This window comes from Pseudoleptotrichia sp., assembly GCF_057270515.1.
In genome coordinates this window covers 128,738-141,380 of record NZ_DBHIXS010000004.1, presented here as the reverse complement: position 1 = coordinate 141,380, position 12,643 = coordinate 128,738, and the positions used below count along the sequence as shown (strand labels likewise).

Genomic DNA, 12,643 nt, shown 5'->3' with positions numbered 1-12,643 from the left:
GCTTTATAACATTTATATTGGATTCTATAACAAATGTCTTAATCTATCTCTGTTAATCAAATGGAAATAGTATCAAGTATTTTTTATCATCTCTTTATAGCAAAAAAATGATTTATATGTTATCATCTCCATATAAAAAAGGAGTGTAGAATATGACTATGACAAAAGTCCTACTATTGCTTCTTCAATGGATTTATTATAAAAAAGGAGTGCAGAATATGACTATGACAAAAGATGAAATCCGAAAAAATCTGATTTTAAAAAGAAATTCTCTTTCAAAAAAAACTGTTCAAAAAAACAGCAATCTTATTATAAAAAATCTCATTCCCTATGTTCGGGAAGTCAAAAATATTATGATTTTTATGAATATGGGAAATGAAATCGAAATTACAAAGCTGATTGAGCTGTATCCCGATAAAAAACATTATATCCCGAAAACTTTCCCAAAAAGAGAAATGAAGATAAATATTTATGAGAAAGAAAATCTGATTTTACATAAATTCGGATATTATGAGTCGTCATCAGATATATTTTATGATGAGGAAATTCTTGATTTAATTATAGTTCCCGCTATTGCTTTCGATTATGAAAAAAACCGTATCGGATTTGGCGGAGGATACTACGATACCTTTCTAAATAAAATAATTTCAAATAATCCAAGCAATGAAAAAAATCGCAACAAACCTTTATTTATAGGCATATGTTACGATTTTCAGTTAATTGAAAATATTCCGTCAGAAAAACATGATATAAAAATGGACATTGTAATTACTGAAAAAAATGTTATCTATTAATTATAAATAGTTATAAAACAGAAGCTGTTCTAAAAAATAAACATCTTATAGTAAAAACGTAGCAGAAAATATAATTATTAATATTTTGAGTCAGTTTCTATTCTATTTCACGGCTTTATCAATTATTATTTCTCCCTTATAAGTGTCTATTTTAGCTTTTGCACCTATAGGCACCGTAATAAAAGGTCTTACATGCCCTGATTTAAATCCGCTTATTACAGGTACTTTCATTTTCCCGAAATTATCTTCAAATACGTCTTCCAGTCCCATATCGTCAATTTCGGCCCTTTTTGCATTTTTAAAATCGCCTAAAAGTACTCCTTTTATATTTTTTAGCTTTCCTGCAAGTTTCAGATGTTTCAGCATTCTATCTATCCTGTAAGTAGGCTCATTCGTTTCTTCGATAAACAATATTTTCCCGTCAGTATTAATCTCATATTCTGTTCCGAGAGAAGCTACTATGAGGGACAAATTTCCTCCAGTTATCTGACCTTCCGCTCTTCCGCTTTTCAGAACAAAATATTCATTATCAAATTCGAGCAGATTTAACGGTTCCTTATTTATAAACGTCCTGTTAAAAGAAGCCTCTGTAACCGGAGGTATATCTTTAAAATTGGAGCTCATAGGCCCATGATAAGTTACAAGTCCCGTTTTTTCATTAATAGCAATCAGAAGAGTAGTAATATCACTATATCCTGAAAATATTTTCGGATTTTTCTTTATTGTATCGTAATTCAGTTTATCTACCAGTCTTATAGTTCCATAGCCTCCTCTAATTGCAAATATCGCCTTTATATTTTTATCGGCAAACATATCATTTATGTCTTTAGCTCTTATTTCATCAGTTCCGCCAAACCCATACCATCTGGCATCAAAAGACTTTCCATAGACTACATTAAAGCCTTTATTTATAAGATATTCGACTTCCGCGTCTGCTGAAGAGCCTGTATAATTTGCAGGAGCAATCAGACCAACAGTATCTCCGGGTTTTAATCCCTCCGGTATTATAATCTGCTGTTTTTCAGCCCCCGTTATAATGCTCACAATCATCAGAAGTAATATTAGTAATATATATTTTATTTTCATCATTTTAAAAATTCCTCTAACTTTTCTTTTAATTTTGTCCAATCAGGTAAATGTATACCTTTTATACCAAATTTTTCAGCAGCCTCTATATTGACTTTCATATCATCAATAAACACCGTTTCTTCAGGATTTAAAGAAAATTTATTTAAAATCTCCTCGTATATCTCTTTTTCAGGTTTTAAAAGATGACAGTAACAGGATACCGTATGTCCGTCAAAATTTTTGAAAAAATCATATTTTTCATATATATCTTCAAAAGCTCCTTTATGAAAATTTGACAGAATATACAAATTATATTTTTTCTTTAATTCAGGCAATAATTCAGTATTTTCTTTTATAGGAAGCAGCAGTCCTGAAAAATTTGTATCAAAAAGCCTATCGATTTCTTCCGCTTCTTCGGGTACCCTTTTCTTAAATATTTCCTTAGCATCTTCATACGACAGGGTTCCTCTGTCAAGCATAAGCCATTCAGGACTTGCAAATACTTCCTTTAAAAACTTTTCATTTTTTGTATAATCCCGAGGATTAAAATTTATAAGGACATTTCCCAAATCAAACACAATATTCCTAACAGCCATTATCTTCTCCAATCTTTATAATTAAAAAATATTTTTACATCTAAATAACGATATCTGAATAACAATATTATTTTTCAATTTCTAAATATTATAAATTTTCAGTTTTTCTGTTTTGATATTTTAAATTTCTATATTTAATAATAGATATACCCGTATTACCGTGTTTGTAAAAACTGCTTTATATATCCTGATATTTTTTAAATAATCAGATATTACAATTAATCAACCATAAAATCTCTTATATATTGCAATACATCTTCTTTTTTAACTTCGGAACTTTCTCCCGTTCTTCTGTCCTTAATCTCGACAATTCCTTCAGCTGCACCTTTTCCTACAACTATTTTTAAAGGAAACCCTATTAAATCCGCATCTTTAAATTTAAATCCCGCTCTTTCGTTTCTGTCATCCAGAACGGTCTCTATTCCATTATCGGATAATTCAGCATATATTTTTTCTCCTAATGAAACCTGTGTTTCATCTTTAATATTCGCAATTATCACATCGACTAAATAAGGAGCAATATTTTTGGGCCATATGATACCGAACTCATCGTGATTCTGCTCTATAGCTGCTGCCATAACTCTTGAAATCCCGATACCGTAACATCCCATTTTTATTATCTGTTGCTTTCCATTTTCATCAAGGACAGTAGCATTCAATGCTTTTGAGTATTTATCTCCCAATTTGAATATATGCCCGACTTCAATCCCTTTTGCCAGTTTTAAAGTTCCTTTTCCGTCGGGAGAAGTATCTCCCTCCTTTGCTTTTCTTATATCTGCGACTAAATCATATACTATATCTTCGATATTTACGTTTATATAATGATACTCCTCTTTATTCGCACCTAATGCAAAATTTCTCACATATTTGACAGTTTCATCAATTACTACTTTCAGTCCGTCCTTTTTCTCATAAGAACCCGCATATCCCGGTACCAGACCAAATCTTTCACATTCTTCAGGAGTCATCATTTCAAGCTCAATTTTCGCTCCGATAGCATTTTTCAATTTTATGGAATTTACATCCAGATCTCCCCTTATCAATGCCAATACAAAGTTTTCCCCGTCTTCAGTAACTTCTTTCAGCATTACCGCCTTTACAGTTTTTTCTTTAGGAATATTCAAAAAATTTGCCAAATCTTCTATTGTTTTTGCATGTGGAGTTTTTACCAGCTCTTTCATCAGTTTTTTCTCATCACTTTCTTTCAGTTCAATAATGCTTACTGCTTTTTCCACATTTGCCGCATAATTTGAAGAATCATCGTACAGAATATCATCTTCTCCGCTTTCTGCGAGCACCATAAATTCATGCGAAGAATCTCCGCCTATAGAACCGGAATCAGCTTCTACAGCTCTGAAATTCAGCCCACATCTTGTAAATATTCTTTCATATGCAGATTTCATATTTATATATTCTTCGTCGAGGGATTTTTGGTCAATATGAAAACTGTAAGCATCTTTCATAATAAATTCTCTCCCTCTCATAAGTCCAAATCTCGGTCTAATTTCATCTCTGAATTTAGTCTGTATCTGATAAAGATTGAAAGGCAAATCCTTATATGAAGATACCATATTTCTCACTATATCCGTTACCACCTCTTCATGAGTAGGTCCTAAAGCAAATTCCCTTTCATTTCTGTCTTTCAGTCTCATCAGTTCGGGTCCGTAAGCAAACCATCTTCCCGATTCTTCCCATAAGGAAGCAGGCTGCAACACAGGCATAAATATTTCCTGAGCCTTTGCTCTGTCCATTTCTTCCCTTGTGATATTTTCTATTTTTCTTAAAACTCTGTATCCTAAAGGCAGATAACTGTATACCCCTCGTGTGAGCTGTTTTATCATTGAAGCCCTTAACATCAGTTGATGACTTATTATTTCAGCTTCTTTAGGTGCCTCCTTGTATGTTTTTAGAAATGCTTCCGATAATCTCATTTTTCAATATATGCAATATTCCTGAAAATCAGGATATCTATTGCATTTCTCCTTTCTTTTTTATAGTTATGATATAATCATAGAATTTAGAATTTTTCAAATAGCTCATTATTTTTCATAAAATACAATTTTTTCTTTTTATTTTATCATTTTCCCTATGAAATGTCTACTTATTACGGCACTAAATTATACATCCCGAAATCATATGATAAATTTATTTAAAATTTTTTCAAAATTATATAACACAAATATGTAACATAAAATAGAAAATGATTGTCAAAAAATAATCCCTATGACAAACTATATTTTACTTTAGAAAACTATATTTTTTCCACTTCATTATTATTAAATTTTATTTCCGATACGATTACCGACATCAGTATCAGTGCCGCTCCTATCAGCACTTTCAGAGTCAATACTTCTCCAAGCATAAGAAAGGCAAATAACGGAGCAAACAAAGACTCTGTCGTCAATATTATCGAAGCCCTCGTAGATGTAGTCCATTTTTGAAAATATGTCTGTAATAAAAAAGGAATTGCAGTTGAAAATACTGTCAGATAAATTACCGAAACCAATGCCATACCGCTCAGAGGTTTTATTTCCTTTATTCCTGAAATAAATATCAGATTAAATAAAAACAGAAAACCTCCTATCAACATCTGAATTAAAACCAGATTTATCGTGTGAACTCTTTCACTGTAATATCCTGTCGCCGCAACCTGAGCTGCAAAAAAGAATGCAGAAATTATAGTCAGAATATCTCCCTTATTCAGGTTCGTCAAATTCATCTCATTGTCAAAACTCATAATCCCCACTCCCATTACACATAAAATGGAAGCAAGAAATGTGGATTTGTTAGGTCTTTCCTTATATATAAACCAGAAAATATAAGGAACGATAACCACATTTATCGCAGTAAAAAAGGCATTATTACTTGCCGTTGTCAGCTGCATTCCGAAAGTCTGGAAAGCATATCCGAAAACCTGAAATGCTGCTATCATAAATCCCGCTTTAAAATCATAAAGAGTTATTTTCTTCATTTTTTTTCGGAAAAGAGCAAAAAGGACGGCAAATCCACCTAAAAATCTTATTGTTAGAAGATAAAACACATCCATATTTTCATTTAGTCCTATTTTCACAAAAATAAAACCTAATCCCCACAATATTCCTACAAGAAGCAACCCCATATCAGCACTACGTTTTTTCATTTTTCAAAGCCCCTTTCTGAAATTAAAATAAAATTTTTTCTATTTTCGACTAATTATTTTCACTGATTTTTATGAAATTTCTCATATATATCTCTTTTCAGAAACTCATTTTCTATTTTTCCGTTATTTTTTTCAAGATAATCAATTACATAATCTCTTATTCTCTTTATTTCCTTTACATTTTTCACAATATCCGTCATCATCATATCGGAAACTCCGCTCTGTCTTGTACCCAGTATTTCTCCCGAATTTCTCAATTTCAAATCTTCCTCGGCTATTTTAAAACCGTCTGTCGTTTTTTCCATAATCTGAAGTCTTCTTTTTGACAAATCATTGTCAGTTTCAGATTCCAAAAAACAGTAAGACTGATATTTACCCCGTCCTACCCTTCCCCTCAACTGATGAAGGGAAGACAACCCAAACCTTTGGGCATCCCTTATTATCATTATGGAAGCATTGGGAACATTGACCCCCACTTCTATTACAGTCGTAGATATCAGTATATCCAGCTCATGATTTTTAAATTTTCTCATTATATCCTGTTTTTCCTTATAACTCTGTCGTCCATGGATTAATCCTAACCGTCTGTCAGGAAAAATGTTGCTGTATTCATCATAAGTCTCCTGTGCGGACTTCACATTCAGAGTTTCACTTTCTTCTATAAGCGGAGAAACGACATACACCTGACGACCTTCTTTTATTTTTCGCTCAATAAATCCATACATTTTATTCTTCTCATCAAGGTCTTTTATCCATTTGGTCTTTATAGGCATACGTCCCTTCGGCAGTTCGTCAATAATGGAAACATCAAGATCCCCGTATATGGTGAGAGCAAGAGAACGGGGTATGGGAGTAGCACTCATTACTATAAGGTTGGCAATACTCCCCTTTTCTCTTAAAAGTTTTCTCTGCACAACACCAAATCTGTGCTGTTCATCTATCACTATCAATCCCAGATTTTTAAAAACAACGTCATTTTCTATAAGGGCATGTGTACCTATGACAATATCCACAAGCCCATTTTCTATTTCAGATAAAAGTTTTTCCCTTTTCTTACCTTTTACACTTCCTGTCAGTAGTTCGACTCTCACATCGAGATCATTGAATATATCCACTATTCCAAGATAATGCTGTGTTGCCAGTATTTCCGTAGGTGCCATTATTACACCCTGATAACTGTTTTCAGCCATATAAAGAAGCATAATAAGAGCGACTATGGTTTTCCCTGAACCCACATCCCCCTGTATCAGCCTATTTACTATTTTTCCTGCTTTCAGCTCCTTATAAATCTCGCTTATTACTTTTTTCTGGGCTTTCGTCAAATCATATTCCAGATTTTCTATAAATCTGCTCACGAGCTTTTTGTTGTCCTCCAGCTCATAAATATTGTTATTTTCCTTGTCGGTTTCAAATCTGTTCTGTAAAATCCCCATTTCAAGAAGAAGAATTTCTTCAATCATAAATCTTTTTTTAGCTTTTTCCTTCTTTTCAAAATTTTCGGGAAAATGAATATTTAATATCGCCTCTTTTCTTGAAAGCAGCCCCTCTTTTTTCATCAAATCTTCAGACATATTTTCCTGTAGCAAATACCCATAGTCGAGTAATGCTTCATTTATTATTTTTCTTATGGCTTCCTGCCTCAACGAAGCTACTGACGGATAAATAGGCATTATCTGCTCATATTTCAGGGAACCTTTCACTATACCGTCCTGTATTCTTTTATATTCAGGATTTATCAGCTGAAATTTGGCTGAACGTTTCACTTTCCCGTAAACAAGGAGTTCATCGCCTATCTTTATATTACTTTTTATAAATCTATTATTAAACCATACTAATTCTACAATCCCCGTATCATCTTTCAATATTGCACGAAACATAGTACGTCCCGCTTTTATATACTGATTTACAGTATTTATAATAACTCCTTTTATAACTACAAATTCATCTGGAAGTATATCTTCTATATTTTTGCTGTTTGCCTTGTCTTCATAAGCTCTCGGGAAAAAATAAAAGAGCTCGTATAAAGTATATACACCAAGTTTATTAAACTTACTCACAGCTACTTTACCTGCCCCTTTGATTTTCAATTCTTCCAGATTTTTAAACAATAAGTTATATGTTGCCATTTTCCACTTCCATCATATTTTTATTTTAATCATATCTATATTATCATATTATACGCCTTTTGAAAAGATGAAGTTATCTAAAAAATAAAAAAGAGGGGGTCTCCTCATAAGTCAAAATAATTGACAGCCTCTTTTTTATTTTCATATTCGTTATTTTTATTTGTTATTTTTTCTAAACAATCAGTAAACTCGGTTTCAGCAGCAATATCAACCCCAGAATAATCATCAGTATTCCTCCGAACAGATTTACCCATTTGGAATATTTTGTTGTAAGCTGTAATTTATTTACACTTAGTAAAGCCAGCCCAAAAACCATTATATCATCTATCATATAACCTATAATATATATAAAAGTATAAATCTGTCTATTCCAGAAAGAAATATTGTTTATCTGAAGTATTTTCGTATAAGTTTGAGGTATTCCTACCGAACACGCAAATTCTATAACATTTACAGACAGTGCCAACCCTATTATTCCAAGTGCTGTCAGCAGTGTAAAAGGCTTATTCGCAATTTCTCTTATTTGATTTGAAATTTTGGCTCTCTTTTTAAAGTCGGTTACTTCACAGGAAAGTTCATCTCCTTTTTTCAGATAATTTCTTACAAAAAATATTCCGCCTATTATTCCGACAATTCCTACAATAGGAGTTACCCATTTATCCAAACCTACAAAATCCCATGTATAAAGCCACGCATTCAAAATCAGGTAATACATTACCGCTTCAGCAAGGATAAACAACCCTGCCACTCTGAACATCTTAGTTTTACTGCCCACAGCAATAAGAGCGGTCAGAAACAGCACAAGCACCCACATCGCACAAGGATTGAAACCGTCAACAGTTCCCAAAATTAAGGACATTAAAGGAAGCGAATAATCCGTTAAATCGACACTTTTATTTATAAAAGGAATATTCACAATTACCTGTCTGGAAGCATCTTTTGTAAGTCCCGGTATTTCACAGACTTCATCTCCCTCACAGACGGAGCCGTTTGAACTTATATTCTCATATTTACCGTTTTTTACATATTCTTCCAATGTAAGGACCGAATTAGCCTTTTTTTCCTCATCAATTAATTTTACAATTTCCTTACCTGTTGTATCAGGGGTATTAAATCCTTGTATAATGTGTCCGTTTAAATATATAATCGGAGTTCCTTTTACGAGTTTCAGCTTTGTCGTAACTTCATCAAAAAACTTTTTATTTTCCCCGTTCTCATCAATTTTATATTCAATATATTCAAAATCTTTTCTTTTATTAGACAGTTCCGTCAAAAATTTTTCTAAATTTGCACAGTTTTTACAGTCTTTTCTCCCAAAATATTCAATCTTAACCTTATCTACAGCCGATGAAAGCGTTCCTACCATAGATATTACAAAAAATAATATTATCATTTTAGTTACTTTGTTTTTTAAAATTGATTGCACCATAATTTTCTCCCGATTTTTAATTATTCTTTATAGATAATAACAGTAGAAACTGCATATTCTTTACTGTGTGAAATGCTTATCTGTATTTTTAGATTTTTCGCTTGATTTAATAATTCATTGTAAAGGATAACGTTCGGTTTTCCAAGCTCATCATTCAATATCTCAACATCACTTAATGAAAATCCCCTCACTCCTGTCCCGAGAGCTTTGGAAACAGCTTCTTTTGCGGCAAATCTGCCTGCATAGCTGGCATAAGGATTTTTTTTCTGCTCTACATATTCTATTTCTTTTTCAGTATAAACTTTTCCCTTAAAAGAAGAAGTCCTGTTAATAGCGTCTCTTATCCTGCTTATTTCGATAATGTCGGTTCCGATTCCGTATATTTCCATTTATTCTCCTTTATACTGACTTTTCTTTATACTTGCTTTTTTATAAAAAATAGATGGAAACAATAACTTAAACACCGTTATTTCAAGAAGAAAATAACTTTTTATAAAAAAGAAAAATAAAAATTTTTATTATATTATTTTTTCAAAAACTTAAATTATAACCCATATATTTTTTTAGCATTTTCAGTAGTAATTTCAATTACTTTTTCTATAGGAACTTCTTTTATCCTTGCTATCTCTTCAGCTACATATTTTGTATAAACAGGCTGATTTCTCTTTCCTCTGAAAGGAACAGGCGTCAAATAAGGGCAGTCCGTTTCCAGAACTATTTTATCAAGAGACAGTTCTTTTACGAGTTCTTTCGTTTTTCTGTTATTTTTAAACGTTACTGTTCCGCCTACTCCTATATAATATCTGTCAAGAAAAGGTTTTGCCGCCTGAAAGGATCCGGGATAACAATGAAGTATCCCTCCTACGTTAGGATATTCCCTTAAAATATCAAGGGTATCCTGTAACGCTTCCCTTGTGTGAATAACAATGGGCAGCTTTACTCTTTCTGCAAGTTCTATTTGTTTTCTGAAACCTGCTTTCTGTACTTCTTCAGGGTCTTCCATCCAGTGATAATCGAGTCCTATTTCCCCTATCGCGACAACCTTTTTCTCATTTAATGCCAGTTTCTCCAGCTCTTTTTCGACATCATTATTGTATTTTTTTATGTCTACGGGATGTATGCCTATTACCGCATGGACAAAGGAGTATTTATTTGAAAGTTCTATACTTTTTAATGAACTTTCCATATCAAAGCCTATACTTACAATCCCTTCCATTTGTTCCGATATATCTTTCATAACAATATCAAAATCTTCCTGAAACTGCTCGTCATATATATGCGTATGTGTATCTATTATTTTTTTCATTTTTTTCCTTTACAGTTCTTAACTAATATTCAATTTCTTAATCTTAAAAACAAAAAATTTATGCAATATATGTTTCAGGACATAATAATGCAAAAATAATATTTATGAATTTTTTTAGATAATTTCTATTTCGGATAATTCAGATTTTCCTCATTCAATTTTTCCAATGTTTCTTCCAAATATTTTTTGGCTTCAAAATTTGCCATAGGTAAATTCTGGTCTAAATAATTTCCACATTCTATGGCTGTTGCTCCGGGTACATCACCTTTAAATTCAGCCATAAATTTGAAAGTTTCTTTCATTAACTCAACTATATCTTTTGACTCCAGTTTTCCTTTAAGTATGAGATAAAAACCTGTTCTGCATCCCATAGGTCCGAAATATACTATCTTATCTTTCCAGACAGGGTGATTTCTTAAAAATGTAGCTCCTAAATGCTCCATTGTGTGAAGTTCAGCTATATTGATTACAGGCTCTCTGTTAGGAAGTTTCATTCTTATGTCGAAACTTGTAAGATAATTCCCGTTTATTTCATCTATTCTTGAAACATAAAGCCCCCTGTTAAGTCTTATATGGTCTACTTGAAAACTTGCTATTCTTTCCATATACAATCATTCCTTTCATTTATTATTTTATAAAAAAATTTTTTGCTATATTTTTTCGCTATATTTTTCTATTTATATTTCGTTCTATTTATTTTCTATTTTATTATTTTAAAATTTTTTATTTAAAAAAATTTCCTGTTCTATCTCTTTATATTTATTGATGATTCTATCAGTAAATCTAATGTTTGAGTGTAGTCATATCCTTTTGAGGCTGTACTTTTAGGCAAAAGACTTGCAGCAGTCATTCCGGGCAATGTATTTACTTCCATAAAATAAGGCTTATCTCCTACTACCATAAAGTCCACTCTTGCAAATCCTTCACATTTTACTGCATGATAGCTGTCATAGGCAAATTTATCTATTTCATCCTGTATTTTTTTCTCAAATTCAAATACAAATTCTCTTGCTCCTCCGTCAGAATATTTGGACTTATAATCGAAATAATCTCCTGCAACAGCTTCTATTTTAAGTGTAGGATAGACTTTTCCATTGATGATAGGTACACTTATTTCAGTTCCCGTGAGAACTTCTTCCACCAATGCTTCTTTGTCCATAGTATACACAAGCTCAAGAGCTTTTGCAAATTCTTTTTCATTTTCGACAAAACTTACTCCTATACTTGATCCGCCTGAATTAGGCTTTACTATAACTCTATCTCCCAACTTTTCTTTTATCTCTTGAAAATCTGCCTGTTCTCCCTCTCTTATGCAAATTCCTTTTGCTGTCCTCACCCCGTAAGTTTCCACTATTTTTTTTGTAAGTTCCTTATCCATGCACAATGCACTTGTCATAACTCCCGAACCGCTGTAAGGAATTCCAAGACTTTCAAGGATTGCCTGTATTCTTCCATCCTCACCAAATGCTCCATGTAGAGCTATGTATACAAAATTTAGATTTAAATCTTTTAATTTTTCAAATACTTCCTTTTCTGAATTTATGACAACATCAAAAACCTCGTATTTATCTCTGTTCAGATTTTTTATAATCTCTTTTCCGGTATTCATTGAAACTTCCTTTTCAGTAGAAATTCCTCCTCTTATTACTCCTACTCTCAGTAATTCCGACATCTCAAACATCCTTTCTTTTTTATTATATTTCTTATCTTATATCCTTTATATTTTTTATTCTTTATATCTTAATATTCTTTATATCTTTAAATATTTCTAAATTCATCGCTATTTTCCAGATTCTTGATTTTAGCCATAAGACAAGGTTTTCACATTAAATAGAAAAATAATTTATATATTTTATTGTTTTTTTGAAATAATTCTAATTAGCTATTATTTTATCGTTTCTGTGAAATAACAAAATAATCATTGTATTTAATGTCTATTTTTATATTCTAAATATTTTATCATTTTTATAAAATAACTCTAATTAGCTATTATTTTATGGTTGCTTTTAATTTTAGCCGTAAGACAACATTTCTCATTAGATAGAAAAATAATTTATATATTTTATTGTTTTTTTGAAATAACTCTAAGTACCTATTATTTTACTATTTTTTTGATATAACAAAATAATCATTGTATTTAATGTCTATTTTTATATTTTAAATATTTTATCATTTTTATGAAATA

11 protein-coding genes are annotated in these 12,643 nt (G+C 31.6%); 1 reads left to right on the top strand and 10 read right to left on the bottom strand.

Going from position 1 to position 12,643, the window contains the following annotated elements; translation table 11 throughout:
* Nucleotides 1-152 precede the first annotated feature (152 nt).
* A complete protein-coding gene (locus ACO5J6_RS04825) occupies nt 153-794 on the top strand; it encodes a 5-formyltetrahydrofolate cyclo-ligase (RefSeq protein WP_485642428.1) in 642 nt (213 codons plus the stop codon).
* A 102-nt stretch (nt 795-896) separates the two neighbouring features.
* Here the strand turns inward: ACO5J6_RS04825 and ACO5J6_RS04820 are convergent, their stop codons facing one another.
* The 10 genes from ACO5J6_RS04820 to ACO5J6_RS04775 form a co-directional block, all read right to left on the bottom strand.
* The gene (locus ACO5J6_RS04820) at nt 897-1,883 is read right to left on the bottom strand and encodes a S66 peptidase family protein (RefSeq protein ID WP_485642427.1); all 987 of its coding nucleotides are present in this window, start codon (nt 1,881-1,883) and stop codon (nt 897-899) included.
* On the bottom strand, nt 1,880-2,458 hold the full coding sequence (locus ACO5J6_RS04815; protein WP_485642426.1) for an HAD family hydrolase: 579 nt from the start codon (nt 2,456-2,458) through the stop codon (nt 1,880-1,882). Before ACO5J6_RS04815 ends, ACO5J6_RS04820 begins: the two co-directional genes overlap by 4 nt.
* Nucleotides 2,459-2,676: 218 nt before the next feature.
* Nucleotides 2,677-4,389 carry a proline--tRNA ligase gene (locus ACO5J6_RS04810; protein WP_485642425.1) on the bottom strand — a complete coding sequence of 571 codons (1,713 nt, stop codon included), beginning with the start codon at nt 4,387-4,389 and terminating at the stop codon, nt 2,677-2,679.
* 320 nt (nt 4,390-4,709) lie between these two features.
* Nucleotides 4,710-5,597, bottom strand: coding sequence for a DMT family transporter (locus tag ACO5J6_RS04805; RefSeq protein ID WP_485642424.1), 888 nt, complete (start codon nt 5,595-5,597; stop codon nt 4,710-4,712).
* A gap of 59 nt (nt 5,598-5,656) precedes the next feature.
* Nucleotides 5,657-7,723 (bottom strand): ATP-dependent DNA helicase RecG, encoded by a 2,067-nt coding sequence (recG, locus tag ACO5J6_RS04800; RefSeq protein ID WP_485642423.1) that lies wholly within the window; start codon nt 7,721-7,723, stop codon nt 5,657-5,659.
* A gap of 172 nt (nt 7,724-7,895) precedes the next feature.
* A complete protein-coding gene (locus tag ACO5J6_RS04795) occupies nt 7,896-9,152 on the bottom strand; it encodes a glutaredoxin (protein ID WP_485642422.1) in 1,257 nt (418 codons plus the stop codon).
* 20 nt (nt 9,153-9,172) lie between these two features.
* Complete coding sequence (gene acpS / locus ACO5J6_RS04790; protein WP_485642421.1) at nt 9,173-9,541, bottom strand: holo-ACP synthase; 369 nt, start codon at nt 9,539-9,541, stop codon at nt 9,173-9,175.
* A 155-nt stretch (nt 9,542-9,696) separates the two neighbouring features.
* Nucleotides 9,697-10,458: a TatD family hydrolase gene (locus ACO5J6_RS04785; protein WP_485642420.1), complete on the bottom strand. Its 762-nt coding sequence runs from the start codon at nt 10,456-10,458 to the stop codon at nt 9,697-9,699.
* A 125-nt stretch (nt 10,459-10,583) separates the two neighbouring features.
* Nucleotides 10,584-11,063 carry an S-ribosylhomocysteine lyase gene (locus ACO5J6_RS04780; RefSeq protein WP_485642419.1) on the bottom strand — a complete coding sequence of 160 codons (480 nt, stop codon included), beginning with the start codon at nt 11,061-11,063 and terminating at the stop codon, nt 10,584-10,586.
* A 140-nt stretch (nt 11,064-11,203) separates the two neighbouring features.
* Nucleotides 11,204-12,130, bottom strand: a complete 927-nt coding sequence (locus ACO5J6_RS04775; RefSeq protein WP_485642418.1) for a D-alanine--D-alanine ligase — start codon at nt 12,128-12,130, stop codon at nt 11,204-11,206.
* Nucleotides 12,131-12,643: the final 513 nt, after the last annotated feature.